We start from the raw sequence: 22663 nt of genomic DNA on the forward strand, positions 1-22663 counted from the left end.
CGTCCCGCGCTCCGGACGGGTCGTCACACCCCACGCTGCGCGGCCGGTCCCCCTCCGCCCGCCGGCCGGAACGGGGCCAGGAGCGACTCCTCGGCCGTCGCCGCCGCGGAGTCCTCCCAGAGCGCGACCGGCACGGCCCGGACATGGCGGCCGTACGGGTCCAGGATGTGGCCGCCCAGCTTGAGCGGCCACAGGGCGATCGCCCGGTCGGCGATGACGAGTTCGGGAAAACGTGCCACCAGCCGTGCCTCGTACGCCTGGATGTCCTCGACCGAACGCAGCCAGACGGTGGCCATGACGTTGTGCGGCCCGGACAGCGAGGCGCACAGGCGCGTCTCGCGCGTGCCGATGAGCTGCGCGGCGATCTTCGGTACGTCGCCCGGCGGGGCCGCGCACCACAAGGTCACCGACACGGGCCAGCCGGAGAGGAAGCGGGCCACCTCGCAGCGGAAGACCAGGGCCCGGTCGGCCTGCATCCGCGCGAGGCGGCGACGGACCGTCGTGGGGCTGAGCCCGGTGCGCTCCGCGAGCCCGGCGGCGGGCATCCGGCAGTCCTCGCTGAGCGCGGTGAACAGGGCGAGGTCCGCGGTGTCGGGCGTACCGGCGGCCGCGGCCCCGGCGGAACGTTCCGCCGGGGCACGGTCGAGGAGGAGTGCCCGGCGCCGCTCGGGCAGCCGGTCCAGCCGCCAGTGGCTGCCCTCCACGTGCACCATGGTGGCGATCTGGCTGCGTGTGGCGGCTACCCCTTCCAGCGCGCCGAGCCGGAACCCGAGGTAGCGGGCGAGCGCGGCCTGGTCCTGGAAGGCGGCGGTGACCAGCAGGTCACGGGCGCCGGTGACGTGCTCGACGGTGAAGACGTGGGAGTCGGCGGCGATCCGCGCGGCGACCTGGCGCAGCAGCCCCGGCGCGCAGTCGATCTCGATGAACGCCACGAGCGGCGCGAGACCGGGCCCGACCGACGGGTGGCAGCTCAGCCGGGCCAGCCCCGCCTCCGTGAGCCGCGCCCACCGCCGGGCCGCGGTGGAGGCGTCCACGTCCAGCGCCCGCCCCACCCGGCGCCAGTCGGCACGCGGCGCGGCCTGGAGCGCGGTGACGAGCATGCGGTCCAGCTCGTCCAGCTCGGCGGATGTCTGCATCAGAAGCGCTCCTGTGGCGCATCCTGGGCACTTCGCCCCGGTGTTCGGTGAGTGGCGCCGACCGTACCCCACATGAACGCACACCACGACGTCCGCGACCTGCACGACGAGTTGGTCCGGCTGCGCCACGCCCTGCACCGTGACCCCGAGATCGGCCTCGGCCTGCCCCGGACCCAGCGGAAGGTGCTCGACGCGCTCGACGGGCTGCCGTTGGAGATCAGCACCGGTGAGCGCCTCGGCTCCGTCACCGCCGTGCTCCGCGGTGGCCGTCCCGGACCGGCCGTCCTGCTGCGCGGGGACATGGACGCGCTGCCGGTGCCGGAGGAGAGCGGCGTGCCCTACGCGTCCGAGGTCCCGGGTGTGATGCACGCCTGCGGACACGACGTGCACTCCGCCGCGCTGGTGGGCGCCGCGCGTCTGCTCGCCGCCCGGCGGGAGGAGCTGCCCGGTGACGTGGTGTTCATGTTCCAGCCGGGTGAGGAGGGCTACGGCGGGGCCCGGCTGATGATCGAGGAAGGCGTGCTGGACGCCGCCGGCACCCGTGTGGTGGCCGCCTACGGGCTGCACGTCTTCTCCACGGTCCTGACCCTCGGCACGGTCGCCACCCGGCCCGGCCCGGTGCTGGCCGCCTCCGACACGGTCACCGTCACCGTGACCGGACGCGGCGGCCACGGCTCGTCGCCGCACGCGGCCACGGACCCGGTGCCCGCGGTCTGCGAGATGGTCACCGCACTCCAGACGATGGTCACCCGCACCGTGGACGTCTTCGACCCCGCCGTCCTCACCGTCGGCTCCCTGCACGCCGGCACGACCCACAACGTCATCCCGGAGACCGCCCGCTTCGAAGCGACCGTGCGCAGCTTCTCCGCCGCCACGCACGAGGCCGTGCGCGAGGGCGTGCACCGCACGGTCCAGGGCGTCGCCGCGGCCCACGGCGTGCACGCCGAGGTCGACTACCAGGACCTGTACCCGCCCACGGTCAACGACGCGGACGAGGCGGCCTTCGCCCTGCGCACCGCCGCCGGCCTGTTCGGCGCCGGGCGGGTGGTCGAGGCGCCGAAGCCCATGGCGGGCTCGGAGGACTTCTCCTTCGTGCTCCAGGAGGTGCCCGGCGCCTTCCTCGGCCTCGGCGCCTGCCCACCGGACCGCGACCCGGCCACCGCGCCGATGAATCACTCGCCCCAGGCCGTCTACGACGACGCGGTGCTCATGGACGCGGCGACGCTGCTCGCCCGGCTCGCCGCCGACCGACTGGGCCCGGAGGGGTCCAGGTGAGCGCTACGACCAGGACGCGGGAGGCGTCCGGACCCGCCCCCGGTGGCTCGGTGAAGGCGGTCGTCGGACTGCTCGTCCTCTTCGAGTTCGTGAGCGGCTTCCTCCAGATGGGCATGGTGCCGCTGCTCCCGAAGATCGGCGACCGGCTCGGCGTGACCGACTCCGACCTCTCCTGGGTCGTCGCCGTACAGCTCCTTGCCGCCGCCGTCTGCGTACCGGCCTTCGGGCGGCTCGGCGACCTCCACGGACACCGGCTCATGCTCCGGATCTCCCTCGCCGCGGTGGCTGTGGGAACCTGCCTCGTGGCCCTCGCGCCGTCGTTCGAGACGCTGTTGCTCGGCCGGGTCCTGCAAGGTCCGCTGGCCGCCCTGCTGCCGCTGGAGATCGCGCTGGTCCGCGACCGGCTTCCGGTCGAGCTCGCCCGCCGTGCCATCGCCCGGCTGGTGGGTGCCCTCACCGTCGGATCGCTCCTCGGCGGGCTGGCCATGGGCGCGGCGGACGAGGCGCTGGACGACATCCGGCTCACGCTGCTGCTCCCCGCCGTGCTCACCGTGGCCTGCGTGCCGGTCTCCTTCCTGCGCATCCCGGAGAGCCAGCGCCTCGCCACGGGACGCGTCGACCTGCCGGGCCTCACCCTGCTCGGTGCCGCGATGATCGGCCTGCTGCTCGGCGTCTCCGCGGCCGAGGAGGAGGGATGGCTCACCGCGCCGGTCCTCGTCCCGGTCGCCGCGGGGGCGGTGCTGCTGGCCGCCTTCGCCGCCGTCGAGCTGCGTTCCGCCGACCCGCTGCTGGACCTGCGGGCGATGAAAGGACGGGCCAGCGCGCCGTTCTACCTGGCCTCGTTCCTGTTCGGGGTCTTCTTCTTCGGCAGCCAGGCGCCCAACTCCACGTTCTGGGCGGCCGACCCCGCCGAGACCGGCTACGGGTTCGCGCTCAGCGCGCTGTCCATCTCCCTGATGGCGCTGCCGGGGGCGGCGTGCAGTGTCGTCGGCTCGATGCTGACCGCCCGTATCGCGGGCCGCACCGGCTACCGCCGGGCGCTCGTCGGGGCGTTCACGCTCGTCGCGCTGTCCTTCGGCTCGTTCGCGCTCCTGCACGACGCGTGGTGGCAGATGTCGCTGACGTACGCCGTGCTCGGCTTCGCGGTCGGCCTGGCGCTGGGGGCGATGCCGACCGTCGTCGTCGAGGCCAGCGACCCGTCCCGCTCGGGGGTCGCGACCGCCGTCTACAACAACGTCAAGACCCTCGGCGGCGCGGTGGCGGGCGGTGTGTTCGCGTCGGTCCTCGGCTCACTGCTCACCGCCGACGGAGAGGCGCCCGGTGAACGCGCCTACGTGATGCTGTGGCTGGTCGCCGGAGCGTGCGCCTTGATCGCGGCGGGCGCGTGCGCCCTGGCTCACCGCGAGGAAGGGACACCGACCACGGGACCGTGACAAGACCGACCGTTCGATCCGCACAACCGCCGGCCGAACGGTCGTCCTGCTCAACCGGCCGCGACGATCGTGTGCGCCACCCGTGCGGCTTGGGCCGCTATGCCCGCGATGCTGGACGTGATGAACGAACCGCCCCCGGCGAGGTCTCCGGCCACGTGCAGGCGCGGGTCGGCCGGAACCAGTCCACCGTCCGGGTGCAGCTCGGCGGAGCCGTCGGCCACCAGGGCAGTGACCAGCGGCTCGGCTGCCTGCGGGATCGCCCGCGGCGGCGGGTTCACGGCGTTGACGACGGTGTCAAAGCCGCGTTCCCCGTGGTCGCCGTGCACCCGGAACACGCCGTCCGCCGCCTCGATCTTGCGGACGCCCGCGAGGATGCCGAGTTGCCCGGCGTCCGACAGCCGCATCAGGGTGGCGGCGTTCACCGGCACCATCGGCGAGGCCACGCTCGTCGCCAGGCGGAAGTGACGGCGCAGTCGCATACGGTCGGGTTCCGGCAGCAGCCGCCATGCGTACGGGCCCACGCTGTGCGCCGTCTCCTGGAGGACCCGCCGGCCGATCCTGGGGTCGTCGACAGCGGCCAGCTGCGTCCGCAGACGCCGCACCGGATCGTCGGTCCCGGTCGCCAGCAGATCGGACTTGAGCTCTTCGAAGTCCTCTCCCGCCTCCGCCAGTTCGGCGCGCAGCAGCCCGATGAGGTCGTCAAGGGTGACGGCACCCCGTTCCTGGTGCAGCGCCGCCACCCGTTCGGCGGTCACCTGCCGCGGCCGGTGGCCGACCGGGCGCTGCCAGACGTGGGGCAGCACACCGCTGCGGGACAGCAGCGTGATCGGCCCGGTGTGCCCGCGTGCGGCGAGGGACACGACGATGTCGACCGCGGTGAGGCCGCTCCCGATGACCAAGATGTCGCTGCCGGGCGGGACCCGTTCGAGGGTGCGGGCCAGCGGATACGGATCGTTCACGTACCCCGGGGCGCCGTCGAGACCGTAGTGGTCCCGCGGTGTTCCCCCGCCCACGCACAGGGCCACGTGGTCGGCCTCGTGCGCGCGTCCGTCCTCGGTGCGGAGCGACCAGCGGGCCCCGGACCGGGTGGCGCCGGTGACGCGGCAGATGACGACGCGCACTCGCCAGCCGTACGCGCGCAGGGTCGCCAACGCCGTCTCCGCGGTGTGTGCGAGGTAATCGCCGTAGAGCGCGCGCGGTACCAGCGGCTGTCCCAGCCGTTCATCGAGATGGACGGCGCCACGCGGGCCCAGCCACGCGGCGTAGTGCCCGAAGTCCCAGTGGCGGATCGACATGAGGGCCGGTGGTGCGTTGACCAGCACCGCATCCAGGTCCGGCCCGTACGGGCGGCCTCGCCAGAGATGCGGGGACGGCTCGAACACCGTGATGGTCCCGGGGCTGTGGGCGGTGGCCGCCAGCGTGTCCAGCAGGCCGACCGCGGCGGCACCCGCTCCGACGATGGCGATGTCCATGTTCTTCCCCTTCACGTCGGCGGCCGCGGTCGAGAGGAAGCCGCGGCCCCTTCGAGCCTCGCGGCCGCCGGTGCCGAGGCCCATCCCCCGTGAGCGGTGACGGGCCCGGGAATGACCCCCTCAAACGGGGGGTTGGCGCAGTACCGGGAGGGCGGGCAGGCTGGTCCGCAGCCAGACCAGGGGGGTCTCCATGTCCGCTGCGCGCCGCCACGCCGAGGTGCTGTCAGCTCAGACCAAGGTGCTGGCGGGTGCGGATCGGGCCACCGACACACACGACCTCTTCGGCCGGACATCCGCCGAGCTGCGACAGCTCATGCCGTTCGACTCGGCGGTGTGGGCGGCCACCGACCCCGAGACGGGTCTCATCACCGCGCCGATGCTGGTGGAGAACCTCGGCTCCGGTGAACGCTGCGCCGAATACTGGGAGAGCGAACTCCTGGAGGAGAACGTCCTCCCGTTTCGCGACCTCGCCCGCGCCGCCGTGCCGGTGGCCGGCCTGCGCGCGGCCACCAGCGGCCTGCCCGCCCGTAGCGCGCGCTTTCGCCGGCTGCTCGGGAGCCAGGGCGTGGACGACGAACTACGGGCCGTCCTGCGGGTCGGTGACCGGCCATGGGCGGTGATAAGCCTGTTCCGTATGGGCGGTGGCGCCCCGTTCGGCCAGGACGAGACCACACTGCTCGCCGGCCTGTCCGCCCCGCTGGCCTCGCGGCTGCGCCGATTCGCCCGCCAGTCGGCGTCCGACGCTCAAGCCGACGTACCCGCGCCCGGACTGATGCTCTTCGATCCCTCCGGGGAACCGACCTCGATCAATGAGGAGGCACGGCAGCACCTCTCGCGGCTCCCTGAAGGCCCCTCCATTCCCTCGCGGTTGGGCCTGAGGCTGCCGATCTGGTTGGTCGCCACCGCTCTGCAGGCCCGCGCGATCGCCCGGGGCCAGGAGCGGGCGGGCGGCGCGAGGACGCGCATCCGCACCGTCGACGGCCGATGGCTGACGTGCCGCGCTTCCTGCCTCAGTGGCCCGGCCGGCCAACCCGGCCCCGTGGCACTCGTCATCGAACCGGCGGCCGCCGCCGACCGGGCCGTCCTGATGGCCGAGGCGTACGGCCTGACACCGCGCGAGCTGCAGGTCACCCAGCTCATCGCTCGCGGGCTGCCCACCGCCGAGATCGCGACGACGCTGTTCATCTCCCCCCACACCGTGCGCGACCACATCAAGGCCGTCTTCGGCAAGGCAGAGGTCTCCAGCCGGGGCGAACTCGTTGCACGACTGTTCGCCGAGCATTACCGGCCCGTGTGAGTGCCCGCCCGCATCCTGGTGGGGCTGCCCGGCCTAATAAGAAGACCGCACCCGGTCCGTGAGGGACGCCGTGCTCGGCGGCCTGCGGAACGGGTGCGGACACGGATCAGGTCAGGCCTTCTTCGTCTCCCAGAAGATCTTGTCGATCTGGGCGATGTAGTCCAGGGCCTTCTGGCCGGTCGCCGGGTCGGTCGAGCCCTTGGCGGCCGAGAGGGCCTTCAGGGTGTCGTTGACCAGCTGGTGCAGCTCCGGGTACTTCTCGAAGTGCGGGGGCTTGAAGTAGTCGCTCCACAGCACGGACACGTGGTGCTTCGCGAGCTCGGCGCGCTGCTCCTTGATGACCGTGGCGCGGGCCTGGAAGTGCGGGTCGTCGTTACCGGCCATCTTCTCCTGGACGGCCTTCACCGACTCCGCCTCGATGCGGGCCTGGGCCGGGTCGTACACGCCGCAGGGCAGGTCGCAGTGGGCGCTGACCGTGACCTTGGGGGCAAACAGGCGGGAAAGCATGAAGCGTTCCTTCCTCGTGATCGTCTTCTCAGGGGGGACATTACTCCCTGGGAGACCCGATTTCGCGAGTGCCCCCGTGGGCTTAGGACAAAAGTCCGGGGGTGAGACTGAGACTGGTGGAGGAAAGACCGGGGAGGTGCCGGGTGATGCCGGAGCGGCTGTCGCAGGAGACCGAACGCGCGAGAGGGGCGTTGCCCTTCGGGCCGGCCGAGGTGACCGGGCCGTCGATGGTGCCCACGTTGCACCACGGTGACGTGCTGCTCGTGCACTGGGGGGCGCGGGTCCGGCCGGGTGACGTGGTCGTGCTGCGGCACCCCTTCCAGCAGGACCTGCTGGTGGTCAAGCGGGCCGTCGAGCGACGCGGGACCGGCTGGTGGGTGCTCGGGGACAACGCCTTCGCCGGCGGGGACAGCACCGACTACGGGGTCGTCCCCGAGGACCTGGTGCTCGGCAGGGTGCGCCTGCGGTACCGGCCGCCGCGGGCGGGTCAGCGCTCCCCGTTCGCCGTGGCCCGCTGGGCGCTGTCCGCGGTCAGGCCGGTGCCGGCCGCCCGGTCGGCCTCCAGGCGCTTGCGGGCCCGGTAGGCCGCCACGTTGGCGCGGGTCGCGCAGCGGTCGGAGCAGTAGCGCCGGGAGCGGTTGGTGGAGGTGTCCAGGTAGGCGTTGCGGCAGGGGGACGCCTCGCACAGGCCCAGACGGTCCACGCCGTACTCGGTCAGGTGGAAGGCGAGGCCCATCGCCGCGATGGCGGCGAAACCGGCGGTGGCGTTGGACGGGTGGTCCGCCAGGTGCATGTGCCACAGCGGGCGGCCGTCGTCGTCGCGGTGGTCGTGGCCGGAGATCTGCGGGCTCACCGGGAACTCCAGGAGGAGCGAATTCAGCAGGTCCACCGCGAGGGTCTCGTCGCCGCCGTCCGCCGCCTCGAAGACCGCGCGCAGCCTGCCCCGGACCGAGCGGAAGCGGGTCACGTCCGAGTCGGCCGCCCGCCGGGCCGCCGACTGGTTGGCGCCGAACAGTTCGCGGACGGCCTCGACCGAGGTCAGGGAGTCCTGCCCTCGGGCCGGTTCCTCGGTGTTGACGAGACGTACGGCGTAATCCGAGTAATAGGCCAGTTCCACTTGTAGTCCTTACGAAGGGGCTCTATGGTCGTGCCTGCGGTCAGGTAACAGCTGATCGTGCTTCCAGGGTATTACGTCACGCATGCACGGAGGGGCCCGATGACGGACGCCGACACCACGAACACCACCGACGCCACCACGGCCGGCGCCGACTGGCGGGCCTGGCAGGAGAGCTGGGACCGGCAGCAGGAGTGGTACATGCCGGACCGGGAGGACCGCTTCCGGATCATGCTCGACATGGTCGAGGCGCTCGTCGGCACCGCACCGCGCGTGCTGGACCTCGCCTGCGGCACCGGCACCATCACCGCCCGGCTCCTCGCCCGCTTCCCCGGGGCCACCAGCACCGGCGTGGACCTCGACCCCGCGCTGCTCGCGATCGCCGAGGGCACCTTCGCCGGTGACGACCGGGTCTCCTTCGTCACCGCCGACCTCAAGGACCCCGACTGGCCGGCGAAGCTGCCGCACGACTCGTACGACGCCGTCCTGACCGCCACGGCCCTGCACTGGTTCCACGCCGAACCCCTCGCGGATCTCTACGGCCGGGTCGCGGGCCTGGTCCGCGACGGCGGTGTCTTCATGAACGCGGACCACATGATCGACGACACGACGCCCCGGATCAACGCGGCCGAGCGGGCACAGCGGCACGCGCAGATGGACGCGGCCAAGAGCGGGGGCGCGCTCGACTGGGCCGAGTGGTGGCAGCTCGCCGCCAAGGACCCGGTCCTCGCCGGACCGACCGCCCGCCGCTTCGAGATCTACGGTGAGCACGCCGACGGCGAGATGCCCTCGGCGGCCTGGCACGCGCGCGTACTGCGCGAGAAGGGCTTCGGCGAGGCGCGGCCGGTGTGGTGCTCGCCGTCGGACACGCTGCTGCTCGCGGTGAAGTGAGAAGTGAGACCGTGACAGGAGGAGGGGCGGTACGGGTCTTCCGTACCGCCCCTCCTCGCGCTGCCGCGAGACCCTCAAGGCCCGCAAGCGTCCTCAGTGCCTCAGAGGACCTTGGACAGGAACGCCTTCGTCCGCTCGTGCTGCGGATCGGTCAGGACGTCGCGCGGGTTGCCCGACTCGACGACCACGCCGTCGTCCATGAAGACCAGGCTGTCGCCCACCTCGCGGGCGAAGCCCATCTCGTGGGTGACGACGACCATCGTCATGCCGGACTCGGCGAGGTCGCGCATGACGTCGAGGACGTCACCGACCAGCTCCGGGTCCAGGGCCGAGGTCGGCTCGTCGAACAGCATCAGCTTCGGGTCCATCGCGAGCGCCCGCGCGATCGCGACCCGCTGCTGCTGGCCGCCGGAGAGCTGCGAGGGGTAGTTGCGGGCCCGGTCGGCCAGGCCCACCCGCTCCAGCAGGGCGCCCGCGCGCTCCCTGGCCTGCGCCCTGCTCACGCCCTTGACCTGGATCGGCGCCTCCATGACGTTCTCCAGCGCCGTCATGTGCGGGAACAGGTTGAAGCGCTGGAAGACCATGCCGATGTCCCGGCGCTTGACCGCGACCTCGCTGTCCTTCAGCTCGTAGAGCTTGTCGCCCTTCTGGCGGTAGCCGACCAGCTCGCCGTCGACGTAGAGCCGTCCGGCGTTGATCTTCTCCAGGTGGTTGATGCACCGCAGGAAGGTGGACTTGCCGGAGCCGGAGGGGCCGATCAGGCAGAACACCTCGCCCGACTTCACCTCCAGGTCGATGCCCTTGAGGACCTCGATGAGGCCGAAGGACTTGTGGACGCCCTCGGCCTTGACCATGGCGGTCATGCGGCACCTCCCGTCGTGCTGGAGCGGTTCGACAGGGAGAACAGGTTCGCCCTGATCTTCTGCATCGGCGTCGGCGGCAGGCTGCGGCTGGAGCCGCGGGCGTAGTACCGCTCCAGGTAGTACTGGCCGACGCTGAAGACCGAGGTCAGCAGCAGGTACCAGGCCGCCGCCAGGAACAGCATCTCGGCCGGTGCGCCCGAGGTCTGGCCGATGTCCTGGGCCACTCTGAACAACTCGGAGTACTGGACGACCGACACCAGCGAGGTCGTCTTCAGCATGTTGATGACCTCGTTGCCCGTCGGCGGCACGATCACGCGCATCGCCTGCGGGATGACGATCCGGCGCAGTGTCTTCGAGTGGCTCATGCCGAGCGCCTGGGCGGCCTCGGTCTGGCCCTCGTCGACCGCGAGCAGACCGGCGCGGCAGATCTCCGCCATGTACGCGGCCTCGTTGAGGCCGAGCCCGAGCAGCACCGTCAGGAACGGCGTCATGAAGTCGGACCACTCGTCCCGGTAGAACGGGCCGAGGTTGATGTACTCGAAGACCAGGCCCAGGTTGAACCAGACGACCAGCTGCACCAGGACCGGTGTGCCGCGGAAGAACCAGATGTAGAACCACGCGATGGACGAGGTCACCGGGTTCTTCGACAGCCGCATCACCGCGAGCATGATGCCGCCGACGATGCCTATGAGCATGGCCAGGACGGTGATCAGCAGCGTCTTGCCCATGCCGGACAGGATCCGGTCGTCGAAGAAGTAGTCCGGGATCGCACCCCAGTTGATCTTGCCCTGGGAGAACGCGAACACGACCGCGGCCAGCAGCGCGATCGCGACGACCGCGGTGATGTAGCGGCCGTAGTGCCGGACCGGGATGGCCTTGATGGCCTCCGGGCCGGCCGGCGGGGTGTCCGCCGGGCCGGAGCCCGTCTTGTCGATGTCAACAGTCACGGATGTTGCCTTTCAGTGCCCGCCGCGCGGTCACTTGCCGCCGTTGATGGTGGCCTCCGTGACGGCGCCTTCCGCCACGCCCCACTTGTCCATGATCTTCTTGTACTCGCCGTTGGCGATCACGGCGTCCAGAGCCGCCTTCAGGGCGTCCCGCAGCTGCGTGTTCTCCTTGGCGACCGCGATGCCGTACGGCGCGGCCTCGACCTGCTCGCCGACGATCTGGAAGTCCTTGCCGCCGCCGGAGGTCTTCACCGCGTACGCCGCCACCGGGAAGTCGGAGGAGCCGGCGTCGGCGCCGCCCGCGCGCAGGCGGGTCTGGGCCTGCTGGTCGTTGTCGAAGGCCTCCATGGAGATCTTCTTGCCGGCCGGACACTTCTCGTTCTCGGCCTTGGCCAGGTCCTCGGAGACCGTGCCGCGCTGGAGCACGAGCTTCTTGCCGCACAGGTCGGACCAGGTCTTGATGCCCTGGTCGTCGCCCTTCTTGGTGTAGATGGAGACACCGGCGGTGAAGTAGTCGACGAAGTCGACGCCCTGGCCGACCTTCTTGCCGGTGTCCGAGTCGATGCCCTCCTGGCGGTCCTTGGTGTCGGTCATCGCGGACATGGCGATGTCGTACCGCTTGGAGCGCAGACCCGTGATCAGGGTGTCGAAGGTGCCGTTCTCGAACTCGAACTTCACGCCGAGCTGCTTGCCCAGGGCGTCCGCGAGGTCGGGGTCGATCCCGACCGTCTTGCCGGAGTCGTCCTTGAACTCGACGGGCGCGTAGGCGATGTCGGAGCCGACCTTGACGGTGCCCTTGTCGCGGATCGACTGCGGCAGCTTGTCGGCCAGCGGAGCACCGCTCGAGGACTGGTTGTCGCTGCCGGAGTCGCTGTTCTCGGTCTGGTCGCCGCATCCGGTGAGCAGCAGCGCGCCTGCGACCGCGATCGCACCGACCGCTGCTAGCCGGGAGTGCGCGGCGGTCGTACGACGGGTGGAGCTTGCGGTCATGGTGGTTCCTCCGGCGGATGAATGGAGTTGCCGATGGGGACGGTGGTGTTCCGATGGAGCGGGACGCCTGCCGGGGGACCGGCGGGCGCCGTGGGTCGACGAGAGCACACACTTTCGAGTGCCGCGACCTCGTGTGATTACGGCATCTTGCCATTCGGACTCGGCCATTCAGGGGGGCCGTCATGTCAAAATCGGATAACGGGTCACCCCCCGAACCGCATCAGGTCGGTACATCACGACCGAACCTTTACGGGAATCTGCCCCTCCGGCCGGAAGATCTGCGGAATTTCTCGTTATCCGGGCATGGATCGTCAGTGCGTACGGCCGTTGAAGGCGGCTTCTCCCGGTCTGTCAAGGGGTGCCGCGAGGTTGTCCTGATCCCTGGCTATGAGCCATGTCACCGACATGCGGCGTTCGGGGTCCGACATGTGAGCTTGCTCTTATCCGACTCGTCGCCGGAGGCGTCCGTCGGGTAAGAAGGTTCTTTACACCCCTCATCAGGGGCTCAGGGCGCGTGTGCGGCGCGCCCGTCGCGCGGGGCCTCGTGGCCCAGACAGCCATCCTCCCGCGCGGTGCCCGCCCATTCCTCACCAGGAGTGGACAACCCTCAAACCATGAACTCTTAAGGGGTAAGACAAAGTGGCAGCGGAGATCGTCAATCCTCGCAGCGACAACGGAGCCGGTGCGGAGCAGGAGGCGGGCGCGGAGCCGCTCGACTCCTTCGACCCCGCGTTCGCGCTGCACCGCGGCGGCAAGATGGCCGTGCAGGCCACCGTGCCGGTCCGTGACAAGGAAGACCTGTCCCTGGCGTACACGCCCGGCGTCGCGAAAGTGTGCAGCGCGATCGCCGAGCAGCCCGACCTCGTCCACGACTACACCTGGAAGTCCTCGGTCGTCGCGGTCGTGACGGACGGCACGGCGGTGCTGGGACTCGGGGACATCGGGCCCGAGGCCTCCCTCCCGGTGATGGAGGGGAAGGCGATCCTCTTCAAGCAGTTCGGCGGGGTGGACGCGGTCCCCATCGCCCTGAACTGCACGGACGCCGACGACATCGTCGAGACCGTGGTCCGCCTCGCGCCCTCGTTCGGCGGCGTCAACCTGGAGGACATCTCGGCGCCGCGCTGCTTCGAGATCGAGCGCAAGCTCCAGGAGCGCCTGGACATCCCGGTCTTCCACGACGACCAGCACGGCACGGCGGTCGTGACGCTGGCGGCGCTGCGCAACGCGGCGCGGCTGAGCGGGCGGACGCTGGGCGAGCTGCGCGCGGTGATCTCGGGCGCGGGCGCGGCTGGTGTCGCCATCGCCAAGATGCTGGTGGAGGCCGGTATCGGGGACGTCGCGCTGGCCGACCGCAAGGGCATCATCTCGGCGGGCCGGGCGGACCTCACGCCGGTCAAGCAGGAGGTGGCCTCCTTCACCAACAAGGCGGGGCTGGCCGGCTCGCTGGAGGACGCGCTCGCGGGCGCCGACGTCTTCATCGGCGTCTCCGGCGGCACGGTGGCCGAGGAGGCGGTGGCCTCGATGGCGAAGGGCGCCTTCGTCTTCGCGATGGCCAACCCGAACCCCGAGGTGCACCCGGAGGTCGCCCACAAGTACGCGGCGGTCGTCGCCACGGGGCGCTCGGACTTCCCGAACCAGATCAACAACGTGCTGGCGTTCCCGGGCATCTTCGCGGGCGCGCTCCAGGTGCGGGCGTCGCGGATCACCGAGGGCATGAAGCTCGCGGCGGCCGAGGCGCTGGCCTCCGTGGTGGGCGACGACCTCGCCGCGGACTACGTCATCCCGTCCCCGTTCGACGAGCGGGTCGCCCCGGCGGTCACGGCGGCGGTGGCGGCCGCGGCCCGTGCGGAGGGTGTCGCGCGCCGGTGACGGTGTGAGACGTGTGCGCTGAGCGGCCCCGTCCCCGGATCGAGTTCCGGCGGGCGGGGCCGCTCGTTTTCCGGGGATGGCAAGAGGGTGTGTGTCACAGGGCGTCGTGGTTCCGGTCGGCGGGCGAGGAACCTATCGTCAGGGCCATGTTCGCTGTCTACGCCGCCCGAATCGACCGCGACGAGCCGCTGACCGGCCTGGAATTGGGGGAGCGTCCGGCTCCCGAGGCCCGGCCCGGCTGGAGTGTCGTCGATGTCAGGGCCGCCTCCCTCAACCATCACGACCTCTGGTCGCTGCGCGGTGTCGGCCTCCCGGAGGACCGGCTGCCGATGATCCTGGGCTGCGACGCCGCCGGTGTCGACGCGGACGGCAACGAGGTCGTCCTGCACTCGGTGATCGGCCAGACCGGCCACGGGGTCGGCCCCCGGGAACCGCGCTCCATCCTCACCGAGCGCTACCCGGGGACGTTCGCCGAGCAGGTCGCCGTGCCCACCTGGAACATCCTGCCCAAGCCGAAGGAGCTGTCCTTCGCGGAGGCCGCCTGTCTGCCCACCGCCTGGCTGACGGCGTACCGGATGCTGTTCACCAACGCCGGGGTGCGTCCCGGCGACTCCGTGCTGGTGCAGGGCGCCGGCGGCGGGGTGGCCACGGCCGCGATCGTGCTCGGCAGGGCCGCGGGGCTGCGGGTCTTCGCCACCAGCCGGGACGAGGCCAAGCGGAAGCGGGCCCTGGAGCTGGGCGCGGTGGAGGCCGTGGAGCCGGGTGCGCGGCTGCCGCAGCGGGTGGACGCCGTCATCGAGACCGTGGGTGCCGCCACCTGGTCGCACTCGGTGAAGTCGCTGCGGCCGGGCGGGACGCTCGTCATCTCCGGCGCCACCAGCGGCGACCGGCCCTCCCACGCGGAGCTGACCCGGATCTTCTTCCTGGAGCTGCGGGTCGTCGGCTCCACGATGGGCACCAAGGACGAACTGGAGGACCTGCTCTCCTTCTGCGCCGCCACCGGGGTACGTCCCGTCATCGACGACGTGCTCCCGCTGGACCGGGCCCGTGAGGGCTTCGAGCGGATGGCCTCCGGGGAGCTGTTCGGCAAGATCGTGCTCAGCGGCTCCTGACCCAGCGATGTCAACTGGGGTTGACGTCCAGCGGATGTCAATCTAAGTTGACGAGTATGAGCGAAGCAACGGATCTCGCCACGCGTGCGGGTGACCGCGACCCCAGGGTCGGGCTGCGGGCCGTCGCCGCACTGCGGAGGCTGCTGGAGCAGCTGGAGTCGGTGCAGGTGCGCAGCGCGCGCCACCAGGGGTGGTCGTGGCAGGAGATCGCCACGGAGCTCGGAGTCAGCAGGCAGGCCGTGCACAAGAAGTACGGGAGGCATTGATGTTCGAGCGATTCACGAAGGATGCCCGAGCTGTCGTGCAGGGGGCCGTCGAGCACGCCGAGGCCGCGGATGCGCGCACCGTCGACACCGGGCACCTGCTGCTCGCCCTGCTGGACCGGGAGGGCAGCCGCGCCTCCTTCGCGCTGACGGCACTCGGGGCCGGCGGCGAGCGCCGGGACTCGGTGCGCCGGGCGCTGGCGGAGGCGCGGCGCCGGGCCGGTCTGACGCAGGCCGAGACCGACGCCCTCGCCGGACTGGGGATCGACGTCTCGGAGATCGTCGCCCGGGTGGAGGAGGTCCACGGTGTCGGGGTCATGTCCGGCGAGCGGAAGGGTGGGCGCCGGTGGTCCGGGCACCGCGGCTTCGACCCTGGCGCCAAGGAGGTCCTGGAGAAGGCGCTGCGGGTCGCCGTAGCCCGGCACGACCGGCGCATCGGGGACGAGCACCTCCTGCTCGCCCTGACGATCCGCCCCGGCGTGCCCGCGGAGGTGCTCGCCGACCACGGGGTGACCCACGAGTCGCTGACCAGGGTGCTGGGCGGCGACTCCGGAGAGGGCGCGGGCGCGGCCGAGCCCGACGCCCCGCGCGACGCCCCCGGCCGGGTGCCGGGGGCCGTGCGCGCCCCGGGGCTCAGGCCTTCGGCGTCCGCAGGATCGCCCCGATGTGCGCCGCGGCCGCCGACAACTGACGACGGGCGTCACGGAGCTGGTCGGGCGTGACGCCTTGGTCCCGGGCGGCGTCACGGATGTCGTCCCGGAAACGGTCGAGCAGCCGGTCCAGGTCACGGGCCGGGTCCCCGGTGGAGTCCGCGGCGTCCTCGTGGGCCCAGGCCGGGGCGTATCCCGCGGGGAAGTCCTCGGGGGTGGCGGAGTACTCGGGCCGGGGGGTGGTGGAGCCCGCGTCGGTGCGGCCGAAGCCCCAGTCCTTGCCGAACTCCTTCCCGAAGTCCTTGCCGAAGTCGCCGACCTCCTTCGCCAGTTCGCTCAGCCCCTCGCGCAGCCCCGTGGGCCAGTCGCCCCGCGAGAAGTGGTCCTGCACCTGCTCCTGGACCCGCTGGGCGATGCGCTGCACCTCTTCCTGCGCCTGGGTCCGGGCCCGCTCCTGGGCCTCCTTGGCCTGACGCCGGGCCCGCTGGGCCTCGTCACGGGCGCGCCTGCTCTCGTCCTTGGCGCGGCGGGCCTGCTCCTTCCACTCCTGCTTGACCCGGCGCATCTCCTCCTTGGCGGCCCGCCAGGCCTCCTTGTCGTCGACGCCCCCGGCCACGCCCGCCTCGTCCTGCGTCCCCGATCCGGCGCCCCGGCGCGCCGCGCTGGCCGCGGCCCGCATCTCACGGCGCAGGTCTCCCGCCGCGCCGCGCACGTCGGCCCGGATCTCGGCGGCCAGCTCGGCGACCGACTCCCGGATCTCCAGCTCCAGGTCGGCCAGCTCGCCGCTGCGCTCGGCCAGCTCGGCGCGGCCGGCGTCCGTGATGGCGTACACCTTGCGTCCGCCCTCGGTGGTGTGGGTGACCAGCCCCTCGGCCTCCAGCTTGGCCAGGCGCGGGTACACCGTGCCCGCCGAAGGGGCGTAGAGGCCCTGGAAGCGCTCTTCGAGGAGCCGGATCACCTCGTAGCCGTGGCGCGGGGCCTCGTCCAGGAGCTTGAGGAGATAGAGGCGCAGTCGGCCGTGGGCGAAGACGGGGGGCATGTCAGAGCACCTTCTTGTCGGTCGTGCCGTCCGACGGGGCGGCGGTGTCGCCGTGGTCCCGGACGGAAGCGGAATTGTCCCCCGAGTCGGCCGGCGCGTCGTGCGCCGGGCCGGTGTCCCGCGGCTCCCGCTCCCACGGAGTGTCCGCCGCGGCCGGGCGCCGCAGCAGGGCGATCGAGCCGGAGACCGTGGTGGCCTTCAGCCGCCCGTTGCCCGCGCCGAGCCGCCCGGTGATCCGCTTGGCGCCCCACTGGCCGCCCACCCGGAGGTCCTCGAAGGCGCTGGAGACCGCGCCGCTGGCGGTGTTGGCCTCCACCTGGGCGTCGGCGGGCTGGGGCAGCCGGATGGCGATCTCGCCCGAGACGCTGGTCAGGCTGACGTCGGTGGGCCCGCCGGCCGGGTCCAGGTCGACGATCATCGACCCGCTCACCGAGTCCGCCCGCACGGAGGAACCCGCCTCCACCACCGTCAGGTCACCGGAGACGGAGTTGAAGCGCAGGTCTCCGGTGAGGGCCTGGGCCTCCACGTTCCCCGAGACGGTGTCCGCGCGGACCGGGCCCGCCAGGCTCACCAGGGTGGTGTCGCCGGAGACGCCCTTGACCTCGGCGTGCCCGTCGAGCCCGGAGACGACGGCCGCGGCGCTGACCGCGCCCACCTCCACGCGGGTGCCGGTCGGCACCGCCAGGGAGACCACCGCGCTGCGGTGCCAGCCCTTGCGGTCGAGCCACTTGAGGAAGCCCTTCCAGGGCAGGTCCTCGTAGGCCACGGTGAGCGCGCCGTCCTCGTGGGTGACGATCAGTGGTGGTCCCTCGATCTCGGAGACCTCCAGGCGGGCGGAACCCTCGTCCGTGCCCACGACGTTCACCGTTCCATTGACGATGCGTACGTGCAGCCGGCTCACGGACTCGTCGAAGGTGAGTTTCCTGGGCTCCGCGACGGACCACTCGGACATGGTGCAGACCTCCTCGACCGAACGCGCCATATCGCGTCCTCCGCCATTCACGATATATCGCGGGCACGGAAAGTCAAGACACCCGTTCTGACGATCAACGATCGGCCGAGTGGGATGAATTGCCCTACCTTGTGATCATGTCAACGGAAGAGTCCGGGGGAGAGCCCGCGGCCGGCGCCCTGCTGCTGTGCCGCGCCGAGCCGGACTCCGTCGCCGCCGTCGCCCCGCTGCTCGGCGAGCGCATGCCCCTGGCCGGAGCGGGCGGGGAGTGGAGCGTGCTGGTCCCCGAGGGTGGGCCCTGGCGGCACGGCGGCGAACCGGTCGACCGCGTGGTGACCGGCTGGGCCGCGGCGCTCGCCGTCGGCGCCCCCTGGCCCGTACTCGCCCTGTGGTGGGACGCCGACCGGGCCGGTTACACCCTGGCGTCCGGATTCCACCGCCCGGTCGGCTACGTGTGGCTGACCGACGGCACGCCCGTCGCCGAGGACGAGGCGATGCGCACCTTCGCCGCCCGCCTCGGCCTGGACCCGGTCCTGGACCTCGAGTCCCTGGAGCGGCTGACCAAGCCCGACCCCGATGCCGACGCGCGCGCCAGGCTGGGCGGACTGCTCGCCGTCCTCACGCGCGCGGGAGTCGCCCTCCCCGAGAGCCTCGCCCCCGGCGCACCGGCCGGCCGTCTCGGCGCGGCCGCCGGCGCCCTGCCCGACGCCCGCCGGACCGCGACCGCCGCGCGCCGCCCGACCGCCGACGAGAGCCGCCTCGCCCCCTGGATGCCATGGATCGGCGGCCCCGGCGCCCGGGTCCTCGCGCTCGCCCAGATGGCGGCCGGTCTGCCCCTCACCGCCTGGGGAGTGCGGCACCGCAGCGGCGGCTGGACCACGGCGGGGCTGCTGCTGACCGCCCACGGGGCGCTGGGGGCGGCGTACGCGTTGTCGCGGCGGGCCTGACGCCGACGACCGGCGTCCTGTCCGTACGACCGGTGACCAGTCACCGGTACTGACGAGTCCTGCCGGTACTACCGGGACTACACGTCCTCACTACCGGGACTACTCGTCCTCGTCCTCGTCGTCCAGCCGTGCCAGCCACGTCGCCAGGCGCTCGACCGGTACCTCGAAGTCCGGGTTCAGGTCGACGAAGGTCCGCAGCTGTTCGGCCAGCCACTCGAAGGTGACCTCCTCCTCGCCGCGCCGCTTCTCCAGTTCCTCGATGCCTCGGTCGGTGAAGTACAACTCATGCTCCTGATGCGGGTGCGGCGTGCCCACGAGCGTGCCCACGGGCGTGCCCACGGCGTGTCTTTCCAGCGTAGACCGTGCGGCCGGGCCCGCCCTCCCGGTGTGGCGGCGGGGGTCGCGTGGGGCCGGACTGGGTATTAGCCTCGAGGTCAAGTGGCCGGTTTCCGCGCGCGGTTAGGGGAGCGGCGGACTCGACGGGGGAGCGAGATGAGCCGCATCCAGGACGTGGAACTGCCGGACGGCACGGTGATCACCGCCCGCATCAGCGAGGCGGACGGGTACGACGACCAGGAGGACGTCGGCTTCGCGGAGAAGGCCGTCGCCAAGGTCGAGCACCTCCAGGAGCTGATCACCGGGGTCGGCTCCTCGGTGCTGAACGCGGCCCGCGAGGCCGGACCCAGCGAGGCCGCCATCACCTTCGGCGTGGAGCTGACCGCCAAGGAGGGGGTGGCCGTCGCGGTGCTCGCCCGGGGCGAGGCCAAGGTGTCGCTGGAGGTCACGCTGACCTGGCAGTTCGACCGGGCATGAGCGAGGGGAACGACCGCCTCTACGAACTCGCCCGCGCCGCCACCGTCCACCTGCTGCCCGCACGGGGCGCCGACACGCCCCTGTGGGGGAGCGGCTTCTTCGTCGCGCCCGGATGGGTGCTCACCGCCGCCCACGTGCTGCGCCCGCACCTGGCGAAGGACACCGGCACCGTCTTCCGGGTGCGCGGCGACGGTGTCGACGCCGAGGCCCGGCTGGAGCAGTGGCTGCTCACCGACCCCCGCCGCACCCCCGTACCGCTGGAGGAGGACCTGGCCCTGGTGCGGCTGGCGGGGGAGCCCGACGAGCAGCACCACGAGTGCGTGTGGCTCGGCGACCGCGCGGTGCGCCACTCCGGCGTCCTCAAGGTGTGCGGCTACTACCCCGGCCCGCCCGAGACCCACTTCCGGATCGTCGACGCCGAGATCAACGGCCACGAGGACCGGCACGGACTGATCATCAAACCGGACATCGACTTCCCGTCCGGAGTCTCGGGCGGCCCGCTCCTCGACCCGGAGACCGGCGCCGTGGTCGGGCTGATCAAGTCGCGGCGCAAGCAGCAGGACGGCGGCAAGGCCGTCGCGATCTCCGCGCTGCGCCGCTTCGGGCGGACGTACCGCACCGTCATGGCCGCCCACGACCGCTGGCACGGCGGCGAGCCGCAGTCCCCGGCCGGCGACAACTGGATAGACCTCCAGGGCGGCCCGCCGGCCGGCGGCGGCGAGCACTGGACCCCCGCCGACCGCCGCGAGGCCCTGCGCCTGCTGGCCGAACTGCCCCCGCCGCCGGACGCGCCCACCGTCGAACTCCTCGCGAAGAAGGCGCGCAGCCACAACCAGTGGCCGGGCGGCACCCCCGCGCTGCTGACCTGGCGGGACGGCGCGGGACTGCTCTACGAGGGCGCCCGCCCGCTGGAGGCGCTGACGTTCCTGCGCTACCTGCGCCACGTCGAGCTGTACACCGCCTCTCGGGGCGGCGACGCCACCGCCCTCGGCCGCTGGATCGGCACGCGCCTGCGCCGGGAACCACGCCGGGACATGCACGACTTCGTCCGCGACGCGCGCCTCCCCGAGGCCCTGCACCCCGCGCCCGACGGCGGGCCGGAACGCATCGTGATCCCGTACCCCGGGCCGGGCGAGGGCGGCACCGTCGCGGTCCTGCTCGACCCGGTCATCGGCGCGCGGCCCGCCCGCTTCTTCTGGCAGATCTGGTACGACGACGGACACGGCGAGCCCGAACTCCACGAGGCCGACGGCTCCGTGCACGGTCACGACCCCGCCGCCCTCGTCCAGGCCATGCGCGGACCGCTGGGCGCGCTGCTGCGGGCCAAGGACCAGGAGGGCCGGCCGGTGCCGCTCGAAGTCGCGCTGCCGGGCGAGTACTTCGACACCGCGGTGCACCGCTGGCGCTTCGACGACATCGCCGAACTGAACGACGCCGGACACCTGGGGGCGCGCCGCAGGGTGGTCCTGCGCGCCCTCGAGCGCCGGGGAGATCCGGACAAACTCTGGTCCGAGCGCTGGCAGGCCATGGCCGCCCAGCAGGCCTTCAGCGGCTGGCGCACCGCGGCGCAGGGCGACTTCCCCGGCGTACACGGCTACCGCGACGCCGCCTTCGACCGCATCCCGGTCATGTGCCGGCCGGCCGGACGCGGCCCCGGGCGCACCGCGATGAGGCTCGCCCTGGAGAGCGGCCACGGCGTCGCCCTCTGGCACGTCGACGGCCACTCCTCGGGCGCCTGCCCCGCCTCGTGCGACACCCTGTACGCCCGGGCGGAGGAACTCCTGGGGACACTCGGCTCCCTCGCCGAACTGCCGGACCTGATACGCCACGTGCGTCAGGACGTCAGCGAGCTGCGGGCCGACCGGGCCTGGGCCGAACCGGTCGCGCTCCTGTACGACGATCCGCGCCGGCCCCTGCCCTCGGAGGAGGGCGGCACCCTGGACGCCCCGCTGTGAGGGAGGGGGTGAACTGGCCGGAAACGGTCGTTCCCGAGGGACGCCGCGGGTACATTCGCAGGGGCCCGTTGTGGGTGCGCGACGCCCTCGTCGGCCAGGCCGTGGACAACCACCGACCGTCGACGAGGAGCACCGAATGGGCGAGTGGTTCATCTACCGGGGCACCGGGCAACCGGACCCGGAGCGGATCGGGCAGTTGCCCGAACCGCCTCCGTGGCGGGCCTTCGACACCCCGGCCGTGGACTACGACGTACCGGACCTCGGCTCCTCCACCCGGCGCCGCCTCGGCGCGCGCGCCGTCCCGCTGCCCATCCAGGACCCCGGCACCCTCGAACTGGTCAACGCCGCCCTGTACCTGCGCCGCCCCCTCCTCGTCACCGGCGAACCGGGTGTCGGCAAGTCCACCCTGGCCCACTCCATCGCCTACGAACTCGGCCTCGGCCGGGTCCTGGAGTGGCCGGTCGTCAGCCGCAGCGAACTGCGCGACGGCCTCTACACGTACGACGCCATCGGCCGCCTCCAGGACGCCCAGCTCCCGGACGGCCCCCGCTCCCCGGACATCGGCCGGTACATCAAGCTCGGCCCGCTCGGCACCGCCCTGCTCGCCGCCGACCGGCCCCGGGTGCTGCTCATCGACGAGCTGGACAAGAGCGACATCGACCTGCCCAACGACCTGCTGAACGTGCTGGAGGAAGGCGCCTTCGCCATCCCCGAGCTGGAGCGGATCGCCGACCGGACCCCGGTCGTCGAGGTCCTCACCGCCGACGGCGGGCGGGTCGCGGTGACCGGCGGTCAGGTGGGGTGCCGGGCCTTCCCGTTCGTCGTCATGACCAGCAACCGCGAGCGCGAGTTCCCCGCCCCGCTGCTGCGCCGCTGCATCCCGCTCGACCTCAGGGCTCCGCGCGACGAGCGCCTCGCCGCCCTGGTGCAGGCCCATTTCGGCCAGGGGGCGTACGACGACAACCGCGACATCGTGGACCAGTTCACCCGCGCCGAGACGGACGGCGCGCTGCGCCCCACCGACCAGCTGCTCAACGCGATCTTCCTCGCCCAGTACGCCGCCCGCGACGCCGCGCACCGGCGGGAGGAGATCTCGGATCTGCTGATGCAGCCCCTGGACCGCGGGCTGCGGTAGCCG

At 72.3% G+C, this 22663-nt stretch carries 22 protein-coding genes and 1 pseudogene; 13 read left to right on the forward strand and 10 right to left on the reverse strand.

Annotated features, from left to right (window positions below):
* Positions 1-23: 23 nt before the first annotated feature.
* The gene (locus ACFC1X_RS25850) at positions 24-1136 is read right to left on the reverse strand and encodes an Lrp/AsnC family transcriptional regulator (protein ID WP_376357402.1); all 1113 of its coding nucleotides are present in this window, start codon (positions 1134-1136) and stop codon (positions 24-26) included.
* A gap of 72 nt (positions 1137-1208) precedes the next feature.
* On the opposite strand from ACFC1X_RS25850, the gene ACFC1X_RS25855 reads away from it, so the two are divergent.
* Both ACFC1X_RS25855 and ACFC1X_RS25860 read left to right on the forward strand, forming a co-directional pair.
* Entirely contained in the window at positions 1209-2411 is a 1203-nt protein-coding gene (locus ACFC1X_RS25855; RefSeq protein WP_376357404.1) for a M20 family metallopeptidase, read from the forward strand.
* Positions 2408-3844 carry an MFS transporter gene (locus ACFC1X_RS25860; RefSeq protein WP_376357406.1) on the forward strand — a complete coding sequence of 479 codons (1437 nt, stop codon included), beginning with the start codon at positions 2408-2410 and terminating at the stop codon, positions 3842-3844. The genes ACFC1X_RS25855 and ACFC1X_RS25860 overlap by 4 nt, the downstream gene beginning before the upstream one ends.
* Positions 3845-3894: 50 nt before the next feature.
* Here the strand turns inward: ACFC1X_RS25860 and ACFC1X_RS25865 are convergent, their stop codons facing one another.
* Complete coding sequence (locus tag ACFC1X_RS25865) at positions 3895-5316, reverse strand: FAD/NAD(P)-binding protein (protein ID WP_376357408.1); 1422 nt, start codon at positions 5314-5316, stop codon at positions 3895-3897.
* A 190-nt stretch (positions 5317-5506) separates the two neighbouring features.
* Here ACFC1X_RS25865 and ACFC1X_RS25870 point away from each other — a divergent pair, with 190 nt between their 5' ends.
* Entirely contained in the window at positions 5507-6613 is a 1107-nt protein-coding gene (locus tag ACFC1X_RS25870) for a LuxR C-terminal-related transcriptional regulator (RefSeq protein ID WP_376357410.1), read from the forward strand.
* A gap of 111 nt (positions 6614-6724) precedes the next feature.
* Here ACFC1X_RS25870 and sodN read toward each other — a convergent pair whose 3' ends face one another.
* Positions 6725-7120 (reverse strand): superoxide dismutase, Ni, encoded by a 396-nt coding sequence (gene sodN / locus ACFC1X_RS25875; protein ID WP_064729779.1) that lies wholly within the window; start codon positions 7118-7120, stop codon positions 6725-6727.
* A 146-nt stretch (positions 7121-7266) separates the two neighbouring features.
* Here sodN and sodX point away from each other — a divergent pair, with 146 nt between their 5' ends.
* Positions 7267-7704, forward strand: a complete 438-nt coding sequence (gene sodX, locus ACFC1X_RS25880) for a nickel-type superoxide dismutase maturation protease (protein WP_376357412.1) — start codon at positions 7267-7269, stop codon at positions 7702-7704.
* Here sodX and ACFC1X_RS25885 read toward each other — a convergent pair.
* Positions 7608-8237 carry a CGNR zinc finger domain-containing protein gene (locus ACFC1X_RS25885; protein WP_376357414.1) on the reverse strand — a complete coding sequence of 210 codons (630 nt, stop codon included), beginning with the start codon at positions 8235-8237 and terminating at the stop codon, positions 7608-7610. The genes sodX and ACFC1X_RS25885 overlap by 97 nt on opposite strands.
* Positions 8238-8336: 99 nt before the next feature.
* Between ACFC1X_RS25885 and ACFC1X_RS25890 the strand changes: the two genes are divergently transcribed.
* A complete protein-coding gene (locus tag ACFC1X_RS25890) occupies positions 8337-9125 on the forward strand; it encodes a class I SAM-dependent methyltransferase (RefSeq protein ID WP_376357416.1) in 789 nt (262 codons plus the stop codon).
* 101 nt (positions 9126-9226) lie between these two features.
* Here the strand turns inward: ACFC1X_RS25890 and ACFC1X_RS25895 are convergent, their stop codons facing one another.
* Genes ACFC1X_RS25895 through ACFC1X_RS25905 form a run of 3 tightly spaced genes read right to left on the reverse strand, consistent with a single transcriptional unit; the run spans position 9227 to position 11925 of the window.
* Entirely contained in the window at positions 9227-9988 is a 762-nt protein-coding gene (locus tag ACFC1X_RS25895) for an amino acid ABC transporter ATP-binding protein (protein WP_376357418.1), read from the reverse strand.
* Positions 9985-10935, reverse strand: a complete 951-nt coding sequence (locus tag ACFC1X_RS25900) for an amino acid ABC transporter permease (protein WP_376357420.1) — start codon at positions 10933-10935, stop codon at positions 9985-9987. The genes ACFC1X_RS25895 and ACFC1X_RS25900 overlap by 4 nt, the downstream gene beginning before the upstream one ends.
* Positions 10936-10965: 30 nt before the next feature.
* The gene (locus ACFC1X_RS25905) at positions 10966-11925 is read right to left on the reverse strand and encodes an ABC transporter substrate-binding protein (RefSeq protein ID WP_376357422.1); all 960 of its coding nucleotides are present in this window, start codon (positions 11923-11925) and stop codon (positions 10966-10968) included.
* Positions 11926-12564: 639 nt separating this feature from the next.
* Here ACFC1X_RS25905 and ACFC1X_RS25910 point away from each other — a divergent pair.
* The 4 genes and pseudogenes from ACFC1X_RS25910 to ACFC1X_RS25925 all read left to right on the forward strand — a co-directional run.
* Positions 12565-13794 carry an NADP-dependent malic enzyme gene (locus ACFC1X_RS25910; RefSeq protein ID WP_376357424.1) on the forward strand — a complete coding sequence of 410 codons (1230 nt, stop codon included), beginning with the start codon at positions 12565-12567 and terminating at the stop codon, positions 13792-13794.
* A gap of 146 nt (positions 13795-13940) precedes the next feature.
* Entirely contained in the window at positions 13941-14906 is a 966-nt protein-coding gene (locus tag ACFC1X_RS25915; RefSeq protein ID WP_234954737.1) for a zinc-binding dehydrogenase, read from the forward strand.
* A 56-nt stretch (positions 14907-14962) separates the two neighbouring features.
* Positions 14963-15172 (forward strand): HTH domain-containing protein, encoded by a 210-nt coding sequence (locus ACFC1X_RS25920; RefSeq protein WP_122616179.1) that lies wholly within the window; start codon positions 14963-14965, stop codon positions 15170-15172.
* A pseudogene (locus ACFC1X_RS25925) lies at positions 15172-15735 on the forward strand (Clp protease N-terminal domain-containing protein); the annotation flags it as partial. The gene ACFC1X_RS25920 and the pseudogene ACFC1X_RS25925, both read left to right, overlap by 1 nt.
* 67 nt (positions 15736-15802) lie before the next feature.
* On the opposite strand, the gene ACFC1X_RS25930 reads toward ACFC1X_RS25925, so the two are convergent.
* Together ACFC1X_RS25930 and ACFC1X_RS25935 are read right to left on the reverse strand one after the other, a co-directional pair.
* The gene (locus ACFC1X_RS25930) at positions 15803-16858 is read right to left on the reverse strand and encodes a helix-turn-helix transcriptional regulator (RefSeq protein WP_376357427.1); all 1056 of its coding nucleotides are present in this window, start codon (positions 16856-16858) and stop codon (positions 15803-15805) included.
* Position 16859: 1 nt separating this feature from the next.
* Positions 16860-17810 (reverse strand): DUF4097 domain-containing protein, encoded by a 951-nt coding sequence (locus ACFC1X_RS25935; RefSeq protein WP_376357556.1) that lies wholly within the window; start codon positions 17808-17810, stop codon positions 16860-16862.
* Positions 17811-17947: 137 nt separating this feature from the next.
* Here ACFC1X_RS25935 and ACFC1X_RS25940 point away from each other — a divergent pair, with 137 nt between their 5' ends.
* Complete coding sequence (locus ACFC1X_RS25940; protein WP_376357429.1) at positions 17948-18757, forward strand: hypothetical protein; 810 nt, start codon at positions 17948-17950, stop codon at positions 18755-18757.
* A gap of 99 nt (positions 18758-18856) precedes the next feature.
* Here ACFC1X_RS25940 and ACFC1X_RS25945 read toward each other — a convergent pair whose 3' ends face one another.
* Positions 18857-19039 (reverse strand): DUF6104 family protein, encoded by a 183-nt coding sequence (locus ACFC1X_RS25945; RefSeq protein ID WP_003961784.1) that lies wholly within the window; start codon positions 19037-19039, stop codon positions 18857-18859.
* A gap of 210 nt (positions 19040-19249) precedes the next feature.
* On the opposite strand from ACFC1X_RS25945, the gene ACFC1X_RS25950 reads away from it, so the two are divergent.
* The 3 genes from ACFC1X_RS25950 (at position 19250) to ACFC1X_RS25960 (ending at position 22660) form a co-directional block, all read left to right on the forward strand.
* Complete coding sequence (locus tag ACFC1X_RS25950; protein ID WP_376357431.1) at positions 19250-19570, forward strand: CU044_2847 family protein; 321 nt, start codon at positions 19250-19252, stop codon at positions 19568-19570.
* On the forward strand, positions 19567-21525 hold the full coding sequence (locus tag ACFC1X_RS25955; RefSeq protein WP_376357433.1) for a trypsin-like peptidase domain-containing protein: 1959 nt from the start codon (positions 19567-19569) through the stop codon (positions 21523-21525). Before ACFC1X_RS25950 ends, ACFC1X_RS25955 begins: the two co-directional genes overlap by 4 nt.
* A 136-nt stretch (positions 21526-21661) precedes the next feature.
* Positions 21662-22660: an AAA family ATPase gene (locus tag ACFC1X_RS25960; protein WP_376357435.1), complete on the forward strand. Its 999-nt coding sequence runs from the start codon at positions 21662-21664 to the stop codon at positions 22658-22660.
* Positions 22661-22663: the final 3 nt, after the last annotated feature.

The organism is Streptomyces sp. NPDC056128, from assembly GCF_042263835.1.
GTDB lineage: Bacteria > Actinomycetota > Actinomycetes > Streptomycetales > Streptomycetaceae > Streptomyces.

Excerpts from the sequence above, each read along its gene's own strand:
- ACFC1X_RS25895 (WP_376357418.1), bottom strand. The coding sequence starts at position 9,988 with ATGACCGCCATGGTCAAGGCCGAGGGCGTCCACAAGTCCTTCGGCCTC.
- ACFC1X_RS25940 (WP_376357429.1), top strand. The coding sequence starts at position 17,948 with ATGTCAACGGAAGAGTCCGGGGGAGAGCCCGCGGCCGGCGCCCTGCTG.
- ACFC1X_RS25960 (WP_376357435.1), top strand. The coding sequence starts at position 21,662 with ATGGGCGAGTGGTTCATCTACCGGGGCACCGGGCAACCGGACCCGGAG.
- ACFC1X_RS25855 (WP_376357404.1), top strand. The coding sequence starts at position 1,209 with ATGAACGCACACCACGACGTCCGCGACCTGCACGACGAGTTGGTCCGG.
- ACFC1X_RS25865 (WP_376357408.1), bottom strand. The coding sequence starts at position 5,316 with ATGGACATCGCCATCGTCGGAGCGGGTGCCGCCGCGGTCGGCCTGCTG.
- ACFC1X_RS25870 (WP_376357410.1), top strand. The coding sequence starts at position 5,507 with ATGTCCGCTGCGCGCCGCCACGCCGAGGTGCTGTCAGCTCAGACCAAG.
- sodX (WP_376357412.1), top strand. The coding sequence starts at position 7,267 with ATGCCGGAGCGGCTGTCGCAGGAGACCGAACGCGCGAGAGGGGCGTTG.
- sodN (WP_064729779.1), bottom strand. The coding sequence starts at position 7,120 with ATGCTTTCCCGCCTGTTTGCCCCCAAGGTCACGGTCAGCGCCCACTGC.
- ACFC1X_RS25930 (WP_376357427.1), bottom strand. The coding sequence starts at position 16,858 with ATGCCCCCCGTCTTCGCCCACGGCCGACTGCGCCTCTATCTCCTCAAG.
- ACFC1X_RS25920 (WP_122616179.1), top strand. The coding sequence starts at position 14,963 with ATGAGCGAAGCAACGGATCTCGCCACGCGTGCGGGTGACCGCGACCCC.
- ACFC1X_RS25915 (WP_234954737.1), top strand. The coding sequence starts at position 13,941 with ATGTTCGCTGTCTACGCCGCCCGAATCGACCGCGACGAGCCGCTGACC.
- ACFC1X_RS25950 (WP_376357431.1), top strand. The coding sequence starts at position 19,250 with ATGAGCCGCATCCAGGACGTGGAACTGCCGGACGGCACGGTGATCACC.
- ACFC1X_RS25955 (WP_376357433.1), top strand. The coding sequence starts at position 19,567 with ATGAGCGAGGGGAACGACCGCCTCTACGAACTCGCCCGCGCCGCCACC.
- ACFC1X_RS25890 (WP_376357416.1), top strand. The coding sequence starts at position 8,337 with ATGACGGACGCCGACACCACGAACACCACCGACGCCACCACGGCCGGC.
- ACFC1X_RS25905 (WP_376357422.1), bottom strand. The coding sequence starts at position 11,925 with ATGACCGCAAGCTCCACCCGTCGTACGACCGCCGCGCACTCCCGGCTA.
- ACFC1X_RS25850 (WP_376357402.1), bottom strand. The coding sequence starts at position 1,136 with ATGCAGACATCCGCCGAGCTGGACGAGCTGGACCGCATGCTCGTCACC.
- ACFC1X_RS25935 (WP_376357556.1), bottom strand. The coding sequence starts at position 17,810 with ATGTCCGAGTGGTCCGTCGCGGAGCCCAGGAAACTCACCTTCGACGAG.